Origin of the sequence: Bacillus sp. FJAT-27986, from assembly GCF_001685035.1 — a bacterium.
Taxonomy (GTDB): Bacteria; Bacillota; Bacilli; order Bacillales; family Pradoshiaceae; genus Pradoshia.
Genome location: NZ_MAYV01000015.1, coordinates 189,940 through 210,902, shown reverse-complemented (window position 1 = coordinate 210,902; position 20,963 = coordinate 189,940). Strand labels below are relative to the sequence as shown.

The following is a 20,963-nucleotide window of genomic DNA, read 5'->3' as shown; positions in this document are numbered from 1 at the left end:
TTCTATTGTTACTCCGCGTATGCTCTCTCTTCTATTAATCTTGCATGGACCACCCTTCTTCCATCCTTTAGACCTTGACTGCATGTGGAGAGCGTTAAAACCTTATCCTTATCAGACAACGGTTCTCCCTTATAGCTAAAATCTGACCTTGATCGTAATTGGTTTATAAAAGCAAGATACTGTTCACTAGTTCCAAACTCAGTTTGGATATAATTAAAATTTGGATCTGTGTTATAAGTAGAGAAAACCTCCCACTTATAATAGCCCGTTTTCCCATAAAAGTTTATGTATCTATGCTCGTATAGGAAGTTTTCATCCTTGTATTTATTCAAATCATGAAACATCGTACCGTTCTTCATATTATGTCCATAAAGAATGATATGATTGTCTGCAAAACCTTCCTGATTGCGATAATCCATAAAAATACTTCCCTGAATGGATGAGCTATTGTTATAATCATGCGTTAAATAGTAACTGTTATCATCACCCTGAACAACGGGATAGTCAATGGCTGTTCCATCAATGGTGATCCAACCAACCGATTGGTCATTCAGCTCTACCAATTTAGTAAAATCGGCATTACCTGTTTCTATGACCTTGTGTTTATCTTGATCCAGTTGCTTCTCCAATTTATACATCTGATATTCATCCATCGCATATTGAAACAAATAAATCCCTGACCAGCAAAACACAATCAGTAGTCCTAAACCGATCAACTTTGACATAATTGTCCGACTTCGCTTCATGCCTCTCAACTCTCTTAATGAAATTATTATTCTTATATAATATAAGTTTAATAACAGACATTTCAGAATACAATAGTCTATCAAATAACATAAAACCTCCACATACTTTTTTAAGCATAAGGAGGTTAAAGTCTGACTAATTCTATCCCTTTTAAGGTTTTATAAGACTTCTCAAGCGTTTTTGAGAATCATATACATACACGGATAGTAATTTTACTTCGTAGAATTATTCTTTTTACTCCATTTCACAATTTATATTTAGGTATTCCATCACCAATTTCCATTGAAGTCTCCTCTTGTTGTAATTTGGTCATCTCAGATCCTCATTCTAGTTGTTTATCTTTCATCGAAACAATCTATCGTCCGTTCGTATGCCTTTAAATGATAAACTTAGTTGCTGAGCTGTTTATTCACTAACTCCAATTCCCAGTGCATAAGCTTATTACTGTCACAGACTCATCCTTATGTCTTTCTCGAGAACGATACCAATTTAGGGAGAACATGGATGTTTTTCGTCATTATTCGACAATATTTGCATAAAACTTGACTGAATTTTCTCTTTAATGTTACCTTCAATATGGTTAACCAACAGTTTACTATTTAAAATTTTAGATAGATTGGTTGTTTATATGCGAATAAATATTATTAAACTAGTATTCCTAGGCATTAGTTGATAATATACCTAAACAATACTGGAGGCACATTTTATTATATGAAAATAAAGATAGCCCTTACGATGACATCAGTCATTTTGTTAAGCCCAATGTCAACTTTTGCTGAAACATACACAGTAAGATCTGGTGATAACTTATGGAATATATCGGAACGTAATAATGTTAATTTTCAAGCACTTTTAGAAGTTAATAATCAAATTCCGAATAAAGACTTAATCTATCCCGACCAAGTTATTAACTTGCCTGATGCTATGAAGGAATATACCGTACTTTCTGGCGATACATTATGGGGTATTGCCAGGAAATTGGACGTGGATTTTCTTGAATTACTAAATGTAAATTCTCAAATTCATGATAAAGATCTAATCTTTCCAGGACAAAAAATTAATCTACCAAAGGTGACAGAATCTGAGAAAACCAATTCGGAAGTTACTAAACCTGAAGAAACTACTCCAGAAGTAATGGTCCCTGTTGAGACTACTCCTGAAGTAACGGAATCTGTTGAGACTACTCCCGAAGTAACGGAACCTGTTGAGACTACTCCTGAAGTAACGGAACCTGTTGAAAACACTCCCGAAGTAACGGAACCTGTTGAGACTACTCCTGAAGTAACGGAACCTGTTGAGAACACTCCCGAAGTAACGGAACCTGTTGAGACTACTCCTGAAGTAACGGAGCCCGTTGAGAACACTCCCGAAGTAACGGGACCTGTTGAGACTACTCCCGAAGTAACGGAACCTGTTGAGACTACTCCTGAAGTAACAGAGCCAGAGGGCAATGACCAAGCCATCGTCAACCAAATTGTTGCATTAGTCAACGAGGAAAGAGCTAAAAACGGTCTACAACCTCTCCGCAATAATGCAGACTTATCCGTGGTTGCTTACACGAAAGCTGTGGATATGTCAGAAAACGGTTATTTCGCCCATACTTCACCAACATACGGAAGTCCCTTTGATATGATGAAGGCTTTCGGAATCACATATGTAGCAGCAGCTGAAAACATTGCGCAAGGCCACAGAACAGCTGAAGCCGTTATGGAAGGTTGGATGGACTCAGAGGGTCACAGAGAAAATATCCTAAATCCAAACTATACTGAAATCGGGATTGGTTATGAAAAGTATGAGCATTACTGGGTGCAAATGTTCATTCAAAATTAATCTCAACCATTATTCTAACAAAAACGCCTCTTTCCTTATTGGAAAGAGGCGTTTTATTGTAAAAAAAAAACTCCTTATACTGAAATTCATCAGTATAAGAAGTTTTCCCTTTTGAGCTTTTATAATACTTCTCAAGCGTCCTTGAAAATCATATAAAATACTCTCATCAAAAATTTCTACTTCGTTAATTATTTCTTAAGGTTGTAGAAAGATTGAAGACCTTTGTATTCAGCTAAATCGCCAAGCTCATCTTCGATACGAAGAAGTTGGTTGTATTTCGCGATACGGTCTGTACGGCTCATAGAACCAGTTTTGATTTGGCCAGCGTTTGTTGCTACTGCAATGTCAGCGATTGTAGAATCTTCTGTTTCACCGGAACGGTGGGATACAACTGCAGTGTAACCAGCGCGTTTTGCCATTTCGATTGCATCGAAAGTTTCAGTTAAAGTACCGATTTGGTTAACTTTAATTAGGATAGAGTTAGCAATACCTTTTTCGATACCTTCAGCAAGCTTTTTAGTGTTTGTAACGAACAAGTCATCACCAACAAGTTGTACACGATCGCCAATGCGCTCAGTTAACAATTTGTGGCCTTCCCAGTCGTTTTCATCTAAACCATCTTCAATAGAGATGATTGGGAATTCGTTGATTAATTCTTCATAGAAGTTAACCATTTCTTCGGAAGAAAGACCATTGCGTCCTTCGCCTGCTAGATCGTATTTCTTAGTTTCTTTGTTGAAGAACTCAGAAGAAGCTACGTCCATTGCAAGGTAGATATCTTTACCAGCTTCGTAGCCAGCTTTAGTGATTGCTTCAATGATTACTTCAAGAGCTTCACGGTTAGAACCAAGGTTTGGAGCGAATCCACCTTCGTCACCTACTGCAGTGTTTAAGCCTTTGTCGTGAAGAACTTTTTTCAAGCTGTGGAATACTTCAGCACCCATACGGATTGCTTCTTTGAAAGTTGGAGCTCCAACAGGCATGATCATGAATTCTTGGAAGTCAACGTTGTTATCAGCGTGAGAACCACCGTTGATGATATTCATCATTGGAGTTGGAAGCTGTTTCGTGTTGAATCCGCCAAGGTAACGGTATAAAGGAATGTTTAGGTAATCAGCAGCAGCGATTGCAGCAGCCATGGAAACACCAAGAATTGCGTTCGCACCTAATTTACCTTTGTTTTCAGTTCCATCAAGGTCGATCATCGCTTTGTCGATTCCAGCTTGATCAAGAACATGCATACCGATGATTTGTTCAGCAATGATATTGTTTACGTTATCTACTGCTTTTTGAACACCTTTTCCAAGGTAACGGTCTTTATCGCCATCACGAAGTTCTACTGCTTCGTATTCACCAGTGGAAGCACCACTTGGTACCATAGCACGGCCGAATGCGCCAGATTCTGTTTCAATTTCTACTTCAACTGTTGGGTTACCACGGGAGTCTAATACTTCACGTGCATAAACGTCAATAATAATTGGCATTAAATTTCTCTCCTTTTAATTGGAAAATATAGTACATTTTATAGTTTGTACAACTTACTTTTTAATTAATGATTTTCCAGTCATTTCTTTCGGTTGCTCTACATGCAATAGTTCAAGCATAGTTGGAGCTAAATCACCCAGAATTCCACCGTCACGAAGTTCTACCTCTTTATCAGTGACAATCACTGGAACAGGGTTTGTCGTATGTGCTGTCATCGGATCTCCATCTGGAGTGATTACCTCATCAGCATTACCATGGTCAGCTGTGATAATGGCTTTACCACCCATAGATAGGATTTTATCGACGATTTTTCCAAGGCATTCATCCACAGTTTCAATTGCTTTGATTGTTGGTTCAAGCATTCCGGAGTGCCCAACCATATCAGGGTTAGCAAAGTTTAGGATGATCGCATGATGATTATCTTCATCCAATTCCTTCATAAGGGCTTCAGTCACTTCATAAGCGCTCATTTCAGGTTTAAGGTCATACGTGGCAACCTTTGGAGAATTAATCAAAATACGTTTCTCGCCTGGGAATTCATCTTCACGTCCACCACTCATAAAGAAGGTAACGTGTGGGTATTTTTCAGTTTCGGCAATGCGAAGCTGTTTTAAGTTGTTTTGCGATAAGACTTCACCGATTGTGTTATCCAGATTTGTTGGTTTAAATGCAACATATCCTTTAACAGTTTCACTAAAGTGAGTCAAGCAAACAAAATACAAATTCTGCGGGAATCCTGGGCCTCTGTCAAAGCCGCGGAAATCATCATTTGTAAATACGTTAGAAATTTGGATAGCACGGTCAGGACGGAAATTATAGAAAATAACAGAATCATTATCTTCAATTTTCGCCACAGGCTGTCCATCAGCTTTCGTAATTACAGATGGTAGAACGAATTCATCAAAAATCCCATTACGGTAGGAATCCTCTACTACTTCCATTGCGGAAGAATAAGAAGGTCCTTCACCATAAGTCATGGAACGATACGTTTTTTCTACACGATCCCAGCGTTTATCACGGTCCATGGAGTAATAACGTCCTGAAATAGTCGCGAACTGGCCTACACCAATTTCTTTAAACATATTTTCAGTTTGTTGAATGTACTTTTCAGCAGTTTGAGGACCAACATCACGTCCGTCTAAAATGCCGTGTACATAAACATTTGTAAAGTTTTCTTTAGCACACAAGCGAAGTAATGCAAATAAATGCTGAATATGGCTGTGTACTCCACCATCAGATAATAATCCCATTAAGTGTAGAGCCTTATTATTTTCTTTCGCATGTTGAATCGCGCCTAAGAAAGTTTCATTCTTTTCGAATTCACCTTCACGAATCGCAAGGTTTACTCGAGTTAAGCTTTGATAAACAATCCGGCCTGCACCGATATTTAAATGGCCAACTTCTGAGTTACCCATTTGTCCCTCCGGCAAACCAACTGCTAAGCCACTCGCTATCAGGTGATTATGTGGATACTCTGCCCAATAACGGTCAAAGTTAGGCTTTTTAGCCTGTGCCACAGCATTACCCTGTGTTACATCTCGAGATCCAAACCCATCGAGAATGATTAACGCTACTGGTTTCTTACTCATTTAGAAACAGCCTCCAATAATCCTAAGAAAGAAGTTGGTTCAAGGCTTGCTCCGCCAACTAAAGCACCATCGATATTATCTTCTGAAAGATATTCTTTGATGTTTTCAGGTTTAACAGAACCGCCATATTGAATCCTAATTGCTTCTGCCACATCAGTTGAAAAGCTATCAGCGATTGTTTGACGGATATGACCGCAAACTTCATCAGCATCAGCTGCTGTGGAAGACTTTCCTGTACCAATTGCCCAGATTGGTTCATAAGCAATAATTGTCTTCTTAGCTTGTTCTTCCGTAAGGCCTTTGAATGCCTTTTTAATTTGATCAGCTACAAGAGCTTTTGTTTTACCAGCTTCACGCTGCTCCAACGTTTCCCCACAACACACAATAGGGATTAAATTGTGTTTAAAAGCAGCCAATGTCTTCTGGTTAACTGTTTCATCAGTTTCATTGAACATTTCACGACGCTCGGAATGTCCAATGATAATATAGTCTACCCCTAAATCAGAAAGTGCTTCCGGACTTACTTCACCGGTATATGCGCCACTTTCTTTAAAGTGCATATTTTCCCCACCAACTTTAAGGTCTGTTCCTTTTGTTGCTTTTACAAGCGATTCAAGAAATAGTGGAGAAGAACACACAACCGCATCCACTTTTTCTGGAGAAGGAATGGAACCTTTAACTTCCTCTACGAATTGTAAAGCTTCGCCAACCGTTTTATTCATCTTCCAGTTTCCTGCGATAATTGGTTTACGCACTTTCCTCATCCTCTCGTATGTGTCCGTATATTTATTTATCGTTTAATGCTACAACACCAGGAAGCTCTTTACCTTCCATGAATTCCAAGGAAGCACCGCCTCCAGTAGAGATGTGGCTCATTTTATCCGCAAGGTCGAACTTTTCAACTGCCGCAGCTGAGTCCCCACCACCAATTACGGAGTATGTATTTTCCGCATTTGCAAGTGCTTCTGCTACTGCTTTTGTACCGCCAGCGAATTTATCAAATTCGAATACACCCATTGGTCCATTCCAGATCACGAGTTTGGAATTTTTAATAGTGTCTTCATATAATTTTGCAGTCTTTGGTCCGATATCAAGCGCTTGCCAATCAGCTGGAATCGCATCAATATCTACCACTTTAGACTCTGTATCAGGTGAAAATTCTTTTGCAATAACCGCATCCACCGGCATTAAGAAGTTAACACCTTTTTCTTTTGCTTTATCCATAAAGGATTTAGCCAATTCAATTTTATCTTCTTCTAAAAGAGATTGACCAATTTCATAACCTTGAGCCTTGATGAACGTATATGCTAGTCCACCGCCAATGATTAGGTTGTCCACTTTCTCAAGAAGATTATCAATTACACCGATTTTATCTTTTACTTTTGCTCCACCAATAATTGCTGTGAATGGACGTTCTGGATTAGAAAGAGCTTTTCCAAGCACTTCTAATTCTTTTTCCATTAACAAACCGGCTACAGCAGGGATATGTTTTGCAATTCCTTCTGTGGAAGCATGTGCACGGTGAGCTGCACCGAATGCATCATTTACATACACATCTGCAAGATCTGCAAATGCTTTTGCCAATTCTGCATCGTTCTTTTCTTCACCAGGATAGAAACGTACGTTTTCTAGAAGAAGTACATCGCCATCTTTCATCTGCCCGATTTCAGCTTGTACAGCTTCTCCGTATGCTTCATCCGTTTTCTTAACATCTTTGCCAAGCAATTCGCTTAAACGCGCAGCAACAGGAGTTAAGCGTAACTCTTCTTTTACTGCACCTTTTGGACGGCCCAAATGGCTTGCAAGAATTACTTTTGCGCCTTTTTCAATTAAAAGTTGAATAGTCGGTAAAGCCGCACGAATTCTTGTGTCATCAGTTACTTTGCCATCTTGCATTGGTACGTTAAAATCAACGCGGCAAAATACTTTTTTTCCTTGTACATCAATGTCTTTAATCGATTTTTTGTTCACTTAAATGAACCTCCTTTAAAATAAGGGACCAGCTAAAGACTTAATCAGGTCTGCCCAAACTCTGATTAATTGCCGTTAAAATAAAACAGGGAGAAAGGGGAATTTTCCCCTCTCCCCCCTTAAACAAATTCATTATACCTTTAATAAGGTTTTCTATCTACTCCGTAAAGATTAAAGACCTTTTTTAGCAATGTAAGCTGCAAGGTCAACTACACGGTTGGAGTAACCAGTTTCGTTATCGTACCAAGAAAGTACTTTAACCATGTTGCCTTCCATAACCATTGTAGAAAGAGCATCAATAGTAGAAGATTGAGTAGTTCCATTGTAGTCACGAGATACTAATGGAAGTTCGCTGTACTCAAGAACTCCTTTTAATTCACCTTCAGCAGCTGCTTTCAATGCTGCATTGATTTCTTCTGCAGTTGCTTCTTTTTCTAATTCAGCAACAAGGTCAACAACAGATACGTTTGGAGTTGGTACACGCATAGCCATACCGTTCAATTTACCTTTCAATTCAGGTAATACTAGAGCAACAGCTTTAGCAGCACCAGTAGTTGTAGGGATCATGCTTTCAGCAGCAGCACGAGCACGACGGTAGTCTTTGTGTGGCAAGTCTAAGATTTGTTGGTCATTTGTGTAAGAATGAATTGTAGTCATCATTCCGCGTTTGATACCGAAGTTATCGTTCAATACTTTTGCAAATGGAGCCAAGCAGTTTGTAGTACAAGATGCATTAGAGATTACATCATGGTTAGCTGCGTCATATTTATCTTCGTTAACACCCATAACGATTGTGATATCTTCATCAGATGCAGGTGCAGAAATGATAACTTTTTTAGCGCCAGCTTCAAGGTGTTTTGCAGCATCTGCGCGTTTAGTGAAACGTCCAGTAGATTCAACAACGATATCTACTCCAAGATCTCCCCAACCAAGTTGAGCTGGATCTCTTTCAGCAAGAACTTTTACACGTTGTCCAGCTACTACTAAGTAGTCTCCGTCAACTGTTACATCTTGATCTAAAGTTCCATGAACGGAATCATATTTTAAAAGATGCGCAAGCATTTTTGCATCAGTTAAATCGTTAACTGCTACAACTTCTACTTCCGGATTATTTAACGCTGCACGGAATACGATACGTCCAATTCTACCAAAACCATTAATACCTAATTTTACTGCCATTAGAAGGTTCCTCCTTTTGGAATCTTAGAAATAGATTTAAATTATATTCAAAAGGGTGTTATCCCTTAAGTAACTGTAGTGCCGCACCTTCATCCGTAATTAAAATCGGTTTTTTAGGTGCCATTTTGATATAGGCTTTTATTGCCTTAGCTTTTGAAGCTCCGCCAGCGACGGCGATTACATGTTCCGCATTAACCAGATCATCTAATTGAAGGCCGATTGTATGGACTTTTTGTATTATGTTGCCATCTTCATCGTAATAATATCCAAACGCCTCTCCAATTGCCTTTTTATTCTCAAGCTCCTGAAGACTGTCATCGGATGATTTCCTTCTTTCAGCCATTGTTTTGGCTTCCCCTATACCATGAAGAACGATATTAGCTGATTTCAACAAATTCAATACCTCATGTATAGCAGGTTCACTGGTTAGCGTATTGTATGCTGCTTCACTTAGGTTGTCCGGTACATACAGGACACGATATCGTGAATGCATCTTTTCCGCCATTTGTTCGCAAACTGTATTGGCCTGGTATTGAACACCCTTGCCAAGACCGCCTCTCGCTGGTACAAACAAAATGTCATCCACATCTGGAAGCTCTGAGACATCAGGTAACATTCTTCCTATTGCTGCCATTGTTGTTCCACCTGTTACGGCAATGATATTTTTACCCGTTAAGAGACTTTTCATACGCGAAGCACCGGCACGTCCAAGCTCATCTATTACCCATGGGGATTGGTCACTATCACCGCTAACGATGATTATTTTCTCCAAATTAAGTTTTTCCTGTAATAGGCGTTCCATATCATCTATACCCGATAATTGCCTTATTACACCACCCAGATGGTCGAGTACCTCTTTCCCTTCATTGGTAACAGTCATTCCAGAGCTCGCAATGAGTATAAGATTTTGGTTTTTCAAAAATTCCACTTCGCTGCGCAAAATCCGCTCCGTAATGTTCAAAGTCAGTGATAAGCTTCGTCTGCCTACCGGCTGCAGAGTACGAATCGTTCTTAAGATATTGTATCTTTTTTGCATGACCTCAAATATATCTGGAATTAATTTCTTCTGTAAATGGAGTATTCCGTCCATATCCTTCAAACTCCTTTTATACTTTGGTCATTTTTTGTCCTAGCTAGACGTTTAGCGTCCCAGTTTATGTAAAAAAAATAGCTCCTGATGTAATTCCATTCTAACAGGAGTTTCGAATAGTTGCAAGGTTCTAAATGTGAACATCACGTTAAATAGCGACGAATCTCATCTAAATCTATACGACCGTATTGAATAACCTGATCACTGATTTCGACTACAGGAATCATAAGGCCATATTGTTCCAGTAATTTATCATTGGAATATATATCGACTTCAAGGAGAGTAAACGTCATTTCTCTTTGCAAAATTTTCAAAAGATCCTTTGCCTCTTCGCATAATGGGCAATTCTTTTTTGTATAAAAATGAATGATTGGTACACTCACTCTCTTTCCCCCTGCTCTTTCTTATTTTCTACATTTATAAATTAATTATTCACTAACCTCATATCGTTTTCTTTTTGAAGAAGATGGTATATGAAGCAGAGTCCGATATTTCGCGATTGTCCTCCGTGATACAAGAATACCAAAATCATCCTGAAGTTGCTTTGCAATTGCCTGATCCGATAAAGGTAATGTTTTCTGCTCTGCCTTTATCAACCGCACTATTTCTTGCTTTACTTGTTCTGATGAAGAGTCTTCCAATTGAGTGTTCGGGATGCTGCTCGTAAAAAACATTTTCATATCATAAGTCCCAAATGGTGTCTCTACCACTTTGTCTCTAATCGCCCTGCTTACTGTGGACTCATGCACATCAACCATTTTGGCGATTTCCTTCATAGTTAATGGCTTTAAGGTGACACTTTTTCCAGTATCAAAGAAGGCAGATTGCTTTTCCATGATGGCATAAGTTACACGCCTTAAAGTTTGCTCTCTTTGCTCAATAGCCTTTTTTAGCCAGTTAAGCTCCAATTTCTTTTCGTACATATACTTTTTAGTTAGGTCATCACTTCCATTTATAGGGGAAGTAAATTCATTCGTTTTAAATCTTCTCATTGATAAAACTTTTACAGTGGGTACTCCTTTTGAAACAGAAACACTTACATCCGGTATGAAATATTGGAATTCACCACTATTAAAAGCTGAACCAGGTTTGGGGTTATATGCCTGTATTAAATCAAAAATGGATTGAATATCTGCAATTGTTACACCAACCAGCTTGGCAAGCTCTTTCCACTTTCTATTCACAAGCATATCGAAATGATTAACCAAAACCTCTTCTAGTGGCAGATCATCGATATAATCACGTTTAGCCTGTATGAGCAAACATTCACTTAGATTCCTGGCACCCACTCCGACAGGCTCCAATGCCTGCAAAACAGATAAGGCAACATCCCATTCTGCCTGACTAACCTCCACAAGGGATCGAGCTTCCTCAAAGGTAATACGTAAATATCCATTTTCATCGATACAATCAATCAAAAACAATAAAACGCACTCTTCCCTGTCGGTTAATACTTTAAATGGAATTTGGGATCGTAAATAAGATTTTAATGAAACAGTCTCCTCACTGATTTGATTGATTGATGAGTCGCCATATGATCTGCCTGAGACTTTCGGATACTCGTCATCTATTTCAATTAACGGATTCTCAAGTGCTTTTCCATCGATATAGGCAGCTAATTCAATTGCCGGGTATTGAAGCAAGTTTATTGCCTGATTTAATTCCGGCGTCATCGTCAGCTTTAACTTTTGTTGCTGGTACAAACCAAACTCTACGTTCAAATCCCTGCCCCCTTATAATAAATCGCTTACATTAATAGTAGTAAATAGGAAAGAGCAGAGCAAGAAAAAGGAGGATATATTTACAAAATATTGAATTTGTTAATAAATAAAAAAATGCCCCAGTGCTAAGCTACTTTCGGCACTGAGGCATTTCCTACAATATATTATACGCCCTCGGAGGGAATCGAACCCCCATCGTAAGAACCGGAATCTTATGTTCTATCCATTAAACTACGAGGGCAAAATGTTAGCCTACAAAATTATATTATAAGGAAGAGAAAGTCTTTTTGCAAGAACTATTCCTTAGGTTTATAAGCCTTTATGTTGGGTAAGATGGATATCAGGGAATATTTTGTTTCTATACATAGAATCAGTTGCAAATTATGCGCAGACCAATCAGATAAACTAGACATCAGTCCTTAATAAAAAACATATAGTAATGTAAGCGTCTTTTGTTTGACCTTTATTGACCATAAAGTGTATGATAAAGTCAAAGCCAAATGTATTATTTTTTTACATATAAGGAGGAGAAAATAAATGAATTTAATTCCTACAGTTATTGAACAAACAAATCGCGGGGAACGCGCATACGATATATATTCCCGTTTATTAAAAGACCGGATTATCATGCTTGGAAGTGCAATTGATGACAATGTTGCCAACTCTATCGTTGCCCAATTATTGTTCCTTGAAACTGAAAACCCAGAGAAAGATATTTATCTTTACATCAATAGCCCAGGCGGAAGCATCACAGCTGGTATGGCAATCTACGATACAATGCAATATATTAAACCAAAGGTTTCTACGATCTGTATCGGTATGGCTGCTTCAATGGGTGCATTCCTTCTTGCTGCCGGCGAAAAAGGAAAGCGTTTTGTGTTACCAAACAGTGAAGTGATGATTCACCAACCACTTGGCGGAGCTCAAGGACAAGCGACTGAGATTGAAATCGCTGCTAAACGCATTCTCTTTATGCGTGAGCGCTTAAACAAAATTTTGGCTGAACGTACTGGTCAATCTTATGAAACAATTGCTCGCGATACAGAACGTGATAACTTCATGACAGCTGAACGTGCGGTTGAGTACGGATTAGTTGATAAAATTATCACCCGCAATGTAGTAGAAGAAAATAAAAAATAATAAACTGATTAAGAGCTGTCGAGATATTCGGCAGCTTTTTTGTTTTATCAAAAAAAATAATGTAGATATCCCCCTTTACTCCCCTACCCCCATAATCTTTTAGTTCTCTAATTGTTTATCACTTTACCAAATTAAAGTTTGATGTTAATATGAAAGCACAATTTAATAATTAGTCATTCTAAAGAGTGTTTATTGTGTTGAATTTCATACTTAAAAGTCTCAACCAATACAGCCACCGGAATGATCAAATTATAATTCGGGTATAGAATTATATCGATTTGTACCGCTAGCAATAATTTATCTTATTATATTTTTCGCATATTTTGAAAACAGAAGGGGTCTTTCATCATGAATAATAAAAAATGGGGATTTTGGATATTAACCATGTTTGTTGTCGGCAACATGGTTGGTGGAGGAATATTTATGCTTCCGGCAAACCTGGCTGGTGTTTCTAGTCCGTTTGGAGCATCAATGGCCTGGATTCTAACAGGAGCTGGAGTATTAATGGTTGCTCTTGTATTTGGAAATTTGGCTATCAGAAAACCGGAATTAAAAACGGGACCGCAAAGCTATGCTCAAGCCATGTTCAGTTCACCAAGGAAAGGGAAAATTGCTGGTTACAGTATTGCTTGGGGTTACTGGGCTGCTAACTGGGCTGCAACGGCATCAGTCATCATCTCGTTTGCGGGGTACTTATCTACCTTCTTCCCAATTATGCAAAGCCAGTACATCCTTTTTTCAAGCGGCAATTTTGATCTTGAATTAGGGAAATTCTTAAACTTTATGGTATGCACAGTTATGCTGTGGGGCATTCACTTTATTCTCTGCAAAAGTTTTAACAGCGCTGGAAAAATCAATTTGCTGGCTACTATCACAAAAGTAATTGGTTTCGCACTTTTTATTGTCGCAACCATTTTCATATTTGATTCTGCTAATATAATGAACGGTAAAGAATTCATCGATGCATCCGGGGTTTCCCATTCATTGGGTGGACAAGTAAATAACGCAGCTATTGCCACGCTATGGGCCTTTATTGGGGTAGAAGCTGCTGTGATGCTATCTAATAGGGCAAAGTCTCAGACTGATGTGAAAAAAGCGACAATCACCGGACTGATTATTGCCATTGCGATCTATATTGGAATAACACTATTAACAATGGGCGCTTTATCCCAAGAGGCATTGCAACAGTCACATAAACCTTTGGTTGATGCTCTGCAGGCTGCAATCGGATCTAGCGGTGCTTATATTTTAGGATTCCTTGCCTTAATTTCATTATTCGGATCCACAGTCGGTTGGATTGTCGTTAGCTCCGAGGTACCTTATCAAGCTGCTAAATCCAACTTGTTCCCGGCATTCTTCGGAAAAACGAATAAAAAAGGAAGTCCAGTCAATTCTTTGACTATCACAAACCTTTTAACGCAATTCTTTTTATTCGCTACTGTTTCCGGAACGATAATGGAAGCTTATGAATTCGCAATGGTCGTTGCTACATTAGCTTACTTAATCCCGTATTTCGTTAGTGTTCTTTATCAGGTAAAACTGATTATTACCGGTGAAACATACACAGGGATGAAGCGATCACGATTGATAGATGGCATAATAGCGATAGTGGCTCTTGTATACACCCTATGGGTAATTAAAACCGGAACAGCCGACTTAAAAACCTTCTCGCTCGGTATAGGATTATTTGTCCTCGGTCTTGTTCTCTATCCAATCCTGATGAAAAACAAGAAACCAAAAGAAATTTCTAGAAGTTTGACAGAAGATAGATAATTATAAGACGAAACCACTCTTTCAAAAAGGGTGGTTTTTTTATGCCTAATTACCCACTTCTTTTTCCTCAACCACTCCTATTCTACCATTTTCTACCATTAAAGAGGTTTTTTAACAGAATAGTTAGAATATTATAGATGTTAATTAAAATTATAGAGGAGGAAACCATTTGCGAGGAAAATCTATTTTGGCATCGGCCTTCGCTGCTGCTTTAACATTCAGTGCCTTTGCACCAGCCACTTCTGCTCACCAAGTTTCGACAATAAGTAATCATGCAACCGAGACCAATCACAATCATTCAGCTGTCTATACAGGAAGCACTTTTGATTTAAGCATTGCCAACGAAGAACGATTAATTAAAATGCTTAAAAAGGAAGGTACTATCAAGAAAAATGCAACAGATAAAGAAGCGCAGACACAGCTGAAAAAGTACCTAAAGAAAAAAGAAGAAAATGCTAAAAAGGACTCATCAAAAAAATTCGATAAACAAATGAAAGAACTACAAAAGAAGTGGAACAAAAAGAAAAAAGGAAAAAAACCTGGCAAAGGTTCCAAACCTAATAACGGTGTTGTTCAACCAGTAAAAGAAGAGAAATATAGAGGGTCTGTAGTAAAAGATAAAGTTTTGGTTCTGATGATTGAATTCCCTGATTACAATGGTGACAATGTCAGACCAGAGGATACAGACATGTATTATAAAGATTATACTAAGGATCATTATCAACAAATGATTTTTGGTAAAAAGGGATATACAGGTCCTAACGGCGAAAAGCTAATTTCTATGAAGCAATATTATGAACAGCAATCTGGCGGTAGCTATACCGTAGATGGTGAAGTAGCTGGTTGGTATATGGCTGAAAAACCTGCCGCTGAGTATGGTGGAAATATTCCCACACCCGATGGAAATGACAAGGATGCACGTAGCCTTGTAAAAGAAGCATTAGAGGCAGCAGCAAACGATCCAAATGTAGATCTTGCTGAATATGATCAGGAAGATCGCTACGATTATGATGGAGACGGCAATAAACGCGAACCAGATGGATTAGTCGATCACTTAATGATTGTCCACTCTGCTGTAGGTGAAGAAGCAGGTGGCGGTACACTGGGCGGAGATGCAATCTGGTCCCATCGTTCAAATTTGGGAGGGGTATTCCCAATCGATAATACGGAAACAGACATACCTTACTGGAATGGACAAATGGCTGCTTACGATTACACCATTGAACCAATTGATGGAGCTGCCGGAGTATTTGCCCATGAATATGGCCACGATTTAGGTCTACCGGATGAGTATGATACGCAATACTCAGGATCTGGTGAAGCCATTGGCTATTGGTCAATCATGGCAAGCGGCAGCTGGGCAGGTAAAGTTCCAGGAGGAGAACCAACTGGGTTCAGCCCATATGCAAAAGAATATCTTCAGGAGAGCCTTGGAGGAAACTGGCTTAATTATGAAGAGGTCGATCTTGATGATCTGACTAGACGGGGATCTGAATTCCTTCTCGATCAAGCCATTACAAAGGGAAGAAACCTGGATGCACTTAAAGTGAATTTGCCACAAAAGAAAACCACAGTAAATACCCCTTATAGCGGGAAGTATGAATATCATAGCGGAAAAGGTAATAACCTAAATAACTCTTTGGTTACTTCTCTTGATCTAACAAATAAGTCGACAGCCCAGTTATCTTTCAAGACTTGGTATCAAATAGAGCAGGATTGGGACTATGCATCTGTTCAAGTGCGTGAAGAAGGACAAACAAACTGGACAGGGGTAGCAGGGAATATAACCACTTCTACTAATCCATATAAACAAAATCCGGGTAATGGTATAACAGGAAACTCCAACGGATGGGTAGATGGTATCTTTGATTTAACGGCCTATGCTGGCAAGAAAATTGAATTGCGTTTTAATTACTGGACTGATGTAGCAGCTATTGAAGCAGGTTTTTATGTAGATGATATTACAATTACTGCCGATGGTCAGGAACTCGTAAAAGATAATGCAGATACTTCAACCTCTTCCTTTACATTAGATGGCTTCACAAAGAATGAAGGCTTCTATACAAGTGATCAATACTATTTGGCAGAATGGCGGAATCATCAGGGCGTCGATTTGGGACTTGCTCATATCAAACGCGGAGCCAGCCTAATGAAATATGATGGCGGATTAGTGGTTTGGTATGTGGATGACAGCTATTCAGATAACTGGACAGGCAAACATCCAGGTGAAGGCTTCCTTGGAGTAGTCGATGCTGACCAAGGAACATTGAAATGGAGTGACAAATCCTTAGCTGCAACTCGTTATCAAATTCATGATGCTGCATTTAGATTAGATAAAACAGATAAAATGTATTTGGATTATAAGAACATAAATGGTTTAACATTGTCTGATTTTGATACGAAACCATTTTCTGTGTTTGATGATAGCAAAAATTATTTAAATCCTGGCAAACCGGACGCAGGGCGGAATATCCCTGAGTTTGGCGTAAAAATCAAGTTAACGGGCCAAAGTAAAGACCGTACTGTCGGAAAAATTCTTATTAGTAAATAAGGCAGGAAAAGAGGCGGCTCATAGATAGCCACCTCTTTTCTGTTTGTATCCTAACGGTTCTCCATTTTACTACTCTTTTGTCATAAATGCTTCTAAAACCTGTATAGCCTCTTCTTCATCCTGACCATCTGCTGCAAGGGTCACTGTCTTACCTGAACCAATCGCCATACTCATTAATCCCATAATACTTTTTACATTGGCCTTCTTTTCTCCATCTATAATAAATATATCAGATGAAAAACGACTTGCCTCCTGAACAAATAGAGCAGCCGGGCGTGCCTGCAAACCTGTTTTAAGCTGTACAGTGACTTCTTTTTCAATCACAGCGATTCCCCTCCATTAAATATTATTTATATCATAATGCTTGGAATACTTATTTAGATTCACCGGCTCGCAGCCTCTCGGCAATTTCATCTATTTTACGTAGACGATGATTTATACCCGACTTGCTTATTTTATCGCTTGAAACCATTTCCCCAAGTTCTTTTAGGGTTACATCTTGGTATTCGACACGCAGTCTTGCAATTTCACGTAGCTTATCAGGCAATATATCCAGACCAACTGTATTTTCAATATAACGTATATTTTCAACCTGGCGCAATGAAGCGCTGATTGTTTTATTCAAGTTTGCAGTTTCACAATTTACAAGTCGATTTACAGAATTTCGCATGTCTCTAACAATACGAATATCCTCAAATTTCAAGAGTGCATTATGCCCTCCAATAATATTCAGGAACTCAGAAATCTTTTCCGCTTCCTTCAAATAGGTGATAAATCCTTTTTTTCTTTCGAGCGTTTTGCTTTTTAATCCAAATGAGTTCATCAACTCACACAAAGAATCATTATGCTGTTTATATAAAGACGATATTTCCAAGTGATAAGAGGAAGTCTCAGGATTATTAACTGATCCGCCTGCAAGAAATGCACCACGTAAATATGATCGTTTACAGCATTTCTTGTGGATTAGTTCCTCGGATATATCATGGATAATCGTAAATCCATTTTCAATGATATTCAAGTCTGTTAGTACTTCCTTCGCTTTCTCAGAAAACCGTACAATATAGACATTATTCTTTTTCAGCTTCATCTTTTTACGAACAAGCAAATCAACCTGGAGATTATAAAGCTTCTTTAAAAACGTATAAATTCTCCGGGCAATCGCTGCATTTTCTGTTTGCACATCCACAATAAGATGACGATTGGAAAAGGATAAGGATCCGTTCATCCGGATTAGCGCAGATAGTTCTGACCGTGCGCAGCACTCTTTTACTTCTAAATTGGTTAATTCTTTTTTTGTTTCCGACGCAAACGACACCCTTTTTTACACCTCAATCCCTTTACAACTTACACTTTATTCTTTTCCTTTAATAAATTATAGATAATAGAAGCAACAACGACTGTATCATGTCTGACACGGTTATTTTGAATTGTTACAATATTATCCTTAATCACTTGCAGTCCCATTTGTTCAAGTCTGTTTATATCAAAGATAACCGGTTGGGCATACTCTTCTTTATATTTTAATTTTAAATGCGCAGGGATATCCTCTTTATTGACTAAGATTGTATCCATACATGACTCACCTAAATGCTCATTTATTACTTTCAAATGGTCACTTGCTGTATAATTCAGGGTTTCCCCTGCTTGAGTCATTAAGTTACAAATATATACCTTGGATGCTTTGGCATTTGCAATTTCAGCTGCAATTGTAGGCACAACCAAATTAGGCAATATACTTGTATAAAGACTTCCCGGCCCCATCAAAATTAAATCTGCCTGTCTGATGGCCTGGATGGTTTCATGAGGAGGCTGAATATGCTCAGGACTGAGGAATACCCGCTTTATGCGTTTCCCGGAGTATGGAATTTTTGATTCACCGGAAACAACCGTCCCATCCTCGAGTTCTGCATGTAGGATTACGCTCTGGTTAGCAGAGGGCAAAACCTGCCCTCTTACATTTAAAACCTTACTCATCTCCTGAATAGCATGTACAAAGTCACCGGTAATAGAGGTCATCGCAGCAAGAATTAAATTCCCTAGAGCATGACCTGATAATTGTTCAGAGCCTGTAAATCGATGCTGAAACATTTGCTCAATTAATGGCTCTACATCAGACATAGCTGCTAAAACATTCCGTATATCACCAGGAGAAGGGATGTCCAGTTCCTCTCTCAGTCTGCCAGAACTGCCACCATCATCCGCAACGGTCACTATAGCGGTAATGTCGAGGGGATATGCCTTTAGCCCTCTTAATAGGACAGGAAGGCCCGATCCACCACCTATGATGACCACTTTAGGTTGTGCTGATATGGATGTCATCTGTGCGTACCTTCCTTTTATCAATATCACGATGCGTTACACTCGTATGGTACTCATTGTTATACCGTTTACCCAGATATTCAGCTAAAGTTACGGAACGATGCTGGCCTCCAGTACATCCCACAGCGATAATTAACTGGGCTTTTCCCTCACGTTTATATTGAGGAATCATAAAATCAAGTAAATCCGTCCATTTTTCAATAAATTTCTGGGTTTCACTCCATTTCATTACGTAAGAAGAAACCTCTTCATCCAGTCCAGTTTGCGGACGCATATTTTCTATATAAAACGGATTAGGCAGGAATCTTACATCAAAAACTAAATCTGCATCAATAGGGATCCCATGTTTGAAACCGAACGACATGATATTAATCGAGAACTCTACCCGTTGATTAACGGAAAACTGTTTGGCAATTTTCTCACGCAGCTCTTTTGGCTTAAAATTTGATGTGTTATAAATCGTTTGAGCCCGTCCTTTTAATTCCTCAAGCAAATCTCGTTCCAGTCTAATCCCTTCCAACGGCGATCCTGATGGAGCCAATGGATGAGTACGTCTTGTTTCCTTATATCTTCTTACTAAAACGGAGTCATCCGCATCCAGGAATAAAATTTCAGGAACAAACTTGGAGGATTCGTTAAGATCATCCAAGGCTTTGAATAAGTGTTCAAAAAATTCCCTGCCTCGTAAGTCCATTACTAATGCTACCTTATTCATCTTCTTTCCTGAATTGTTCATAAGCTCCATGAATTTAGGAAGAAGCGTAGGGGGAAGGTTATCCACACAGTAGAAGCCCAGATCCTCGAAGCTCTGTATCGCAACTGTCTTACCGGCACCCGACATACCCGTAATAATGACCAGTCGATTCTCTGATGCTGCAGTTTCTATTTTTTTCTCTTCCATTATTTATTCCCCGTTTCTTTCAAGCTTGTAATCGAGTAGTATGAAATCTTCTGTATATTTAAATGTACCTATTAGTATTCCTTGTCCATTCATCATATGATCCAATATTTTGCGATCTCCCTCTGCCATTGGCAATGCCAGAATATCGTTTAAAGGATGCCATTTCAGAATCCCTTCCTCATTCTCCTGATATGCTTCTCCCTTAAATGCATAGGCACGAAAAGAAAAAAGCATCCATTCATGAACAATTTGGTCATCTTTCATATTAACCATGGTGAAAATGCCTTTTAAATCAGGACGCTCGATTTTCAAATTGGTTTCTTCATAGAATTCACGCATGACAGAGTCATGTATGGATTCTCCAGATTCCATTTTGCCGCCGGGCGCTACCCACCAATTTCTTCTGGGCTTTTGAAGCATAAGGGCCTTGCCATCTGCCATTAACATACAATTGGTTACTCTTTGCAAACTATTTCACCTCAGTTGCTACAGCACAAATTAGATAGACTTCTCTTTATTATACTATTTTAGATGTGCATGAACAATGTACGTTAATCATCATAATTTTTTCAAGTCATCCCTATATTTTTCGACAAACAACAAAAAAAAGCGGCATAGGTTTTATAACCTATGCCAAAAAAATATATAAAAGGGGGTCAATTTCTTA

Annotated in this window: 18 protein-coding genes and 1 tRNA gene; 4 read left to right on the top strand and 15 right to left on the bottom strand. The window is 38.7% G+C overall.

Features of this window, described 5'->3' with window-relative positions:
- Positions 1–8: 8 nt before the first annotated feature.
- On the bottom strand, positions 9–746 hold the full coding sequence (srtB, locus tag A8L44_RS11940; protein ID WP_066106235.1) for a class B sortase: 738 nt from the start codon (positions 744–746) through the stop codon (positions 9–11).
- A gap of 712 nt (positions 747–1,458) precedes the next feature.
- Here srtB and A8L44_RS11935 point away from each other — a divergent pair.
- The gene (locus A8L44_RS11935; RefSeq protein ID WP_066106232.1) at positions 1,459–2,577 is read left to right on the top strand and encodes a LysM peptidoglycan-binding domain-containing protein; all 1,119 of its coding nucleotides are present in this window, start codon (positions 1,459–1,461) and stop codon (positions 2,575–2,577) included.
- 188 nt (positions 2,578–2,765) lie between these two features.
- Here the strand turns inward: A8L44_RS11935 and eno are convergent, their stop codons facing one another.
- The 9 genes from eno to A8L44_RS11890 all read right to left on the bottom strand — a co-directional run bounded on the left by eno (position 2,766) and on the right by A8L44_RS11890 (position 11,853).
- Positions 2,766–4,061 carry a phosphopyruvate hydratase gene (gene eno / locus A8L44_RS11930; protein ID WP_066106229.1) on the bottom strand — a complete coding sequence of 432 codons (1,296 nt, stop codon included), beginning with the start codon at positions 4,059–4,061 and terminating at the stop codon, positions 2,766–2,768.
- Between the two features lie 54 nt (positions 4,062–4,115).
- A complete protein-coding gene (gene gpmI / locus A8L44_RS11925; protein ID WP_066106226.1) occupies positions 4,116–5,651 on the bottom strand; it encodes a 2,3-bisphosphoglycerate-independent phosphoglycerate mutase in 1,536 nt (511 codons plus the stop codon).
- Positions 5,648–6,406, bottom strand: a complete 759-nt coding sequence (tpiA, locus tag A8L44_RS11920) for a triose-phosphate isomerase (protein ID WP_066106223.1) — start codon at positions 6,404–6,406, stop codon at positions 5,648–5,650. The genes gpmI and tpiA overlap by 4 nt, the downstream gene beginning before the upstream one ends.
- A gap of 31 nt (positions 6,407–6,437) precedes the next feature.
- Positions 6,438–7,622 (bottom strand): phosphoglycerate kinase, encoded by a 1,185-nt coding sequence (locus A8L44_RS11915; protein ID WP_066106220.1) that lies wholly within the window; start codon positions 7,620–7,622, stop codon positions 6,438–6,440.
- A 171-nt stretch (positions 7,623–7,793) separates the two neighbouring features.
- The gene (gap, locus tag A8L44_RS11910) at positions 7,794–8,801 is read right to left on the bottom strand and encodes a type I glyceraldehyde-3-phosphate dehydrogenase (RefSeq protein WP_066106217.1); all 1,008 of its coding nucleotides are present in this window, start codon (positions 8,799–8,801) and stop codon (positions 7,794–7,796) included.
- Between the two features lie 58 nt (positions 8,802–8,859).
- The gene (locus A8L44_RS11905; protein ID WP_066106212.1) at positions 8,860–9,891 is read right to left on the bottom strand and encodes a sugar-binding transcriptional regulator; all 1,032 of its coding nucleotides are present in this window, start codon (positions 9,889–9,891) and stop codon (positions 8,860–8,862) included.
- A gap of 143 nt (positions 9,892–10,034) precedes the next feature.
- A complete protein-coding gene (locus A8L44_RS11900; RefSeq protein WP_254654715.1) occupies positions 10,035–10,274 on the bottom strand; it encodes a glutaredoxin family protein in 240 nt (79 codons plus the stop codon).
- Positions 10,275–10,319: 45 nt separating this feature from the next.
- Entirely contained in the window at positions 10,320–11,612 is a 1,293-nt protein-coding gene (gene rpoN, locus A8L44_RS11895) for an RNA polymerase factor sigma-54 (protein WP_066106209.1), read from the bottom strand.
- Positions 11,613–11,781: 169 nt separating this feature from the next.
- Positions 11,782–11,853, bottom strand: a tRNA-Arg gene (locus A8L44_RS11890).
- Positions 11,854–12,149: 296 nt separating this feature from the next.
- On the opposite strand from A8L44_RS11890, the gene clpP reads away from it, so the two are divergent.
- The 3 genes from clpP (at position 12,150) to A8L44_RS11875 (ending at position 17,076) form a co-directional block, all read left to right on the top strand.
- Positions 12,150–12,752, top strand: a complete 603-nt coding sequence (gene clpP / locus A8L44_RS11885) for an ATP-dependent Clp endopeptidase proteolytic subunit ClpP (protein ID WP_066106206.1) — start codon at positions 12,150–12,152, stop codon at positions 12,750–12,752.
- A gap of 348 nt (positions 12,753–13,100) precedes the next feature.
- Positions 13,101–14,525 carry an amino acid permease gene (locus A8L44_RS11880; RefSeq protein WP_066106203.1) on the top strand — a complete coding sequence of 475 codons (1,425 nt, stop codon included), beginning with the start codon at positions 13,101–13,103 and terminating at the stop codon, positions 14,523–14,525.
- A gap of 169 nt (positions 14,526–14,694) precedes the next feature.
- A complete protein-coding gene (locus tag A8L44_RS11875; RefSeq protein WP_077248109.1) occupies positions 14,695–17,076 on the top strand; it encodes an immune inhibitor A domain-containing protein in 2,382 nt (793 codons plus the stop codon).
- A 69-nt stretch (positions 17,077–17,145) separates the two neighbouring features.
- Here A8L44_RS11875 and A8L44_RS11870 read toward each other — a convergent pair whose 3' ends face one another.
- From A8L44_RS11870 to A8L44_RS11850, 5 genes are read right to left on the bottom strand one after another with little or no spacing between them, the layout of a single operon-like run.
- Complete coding sequence (locus A8L44_RS11870; protein WP_066106196.1) at positions 17,146–17,400, bottom strand: HPr family phosphocarrier protein; 255 nt, start codon at positions 17,398–17,400, stop codon at positions 17,146–17,148.
- Between the two features lie 49 nt (positions 17,401–17,449).
- The gene (whiA, locus tag A8L44_RS11865) at positions 17,450–18,391 is read right to left on the bottom strand and encodes a DNA-binding protein WhiA (RefSeq protein ID WP_066106193.1); all 942 of its coding nucleotides are present in this window, start codon (positions 18,389–18,391) and stop codon (positions 17,450–17,452) included.
- A 29-nt stretch (positions 18,392–18,420) separates the two neighbouring features.
- Entirely contained in the window at positions 18,421–19,395 is a 975-nt protein-coding gene (locus A8L44_RS11860) for a gluconeogenesis factor YvcK family protein (RefSeq protein WP_302621342.1), read from the bottom strand.
- A complete protein-coding gene (gene rapZ, locus A8L44_RS11855; RefSeq protein WP_373925482.1) occupies positions 19,370–20,296 on the bottom strand; it encodes an RNase adapter RapZ in 927 nt (308 codons plus the stop codon). Before rapZ ends, A8L44_RS11860 begins: the two co-directional genes overlap by 26 nt.
- Positions 20,297–20,299: 3 nt before the next feature.
- Positions 20,300–20,764, bottom strand: a complete 465-nt coding sequence (locus A8L44_RS11850) for an 8-oxo-dGTP diphosphatase (protein WP_066106190.1) — start codon at positions 20,762–20,764, stop codon at positions 20,300–20,302.
- Between the last annotated feature and the right edge of the window lie 199 nt (positions 20,765–20,963).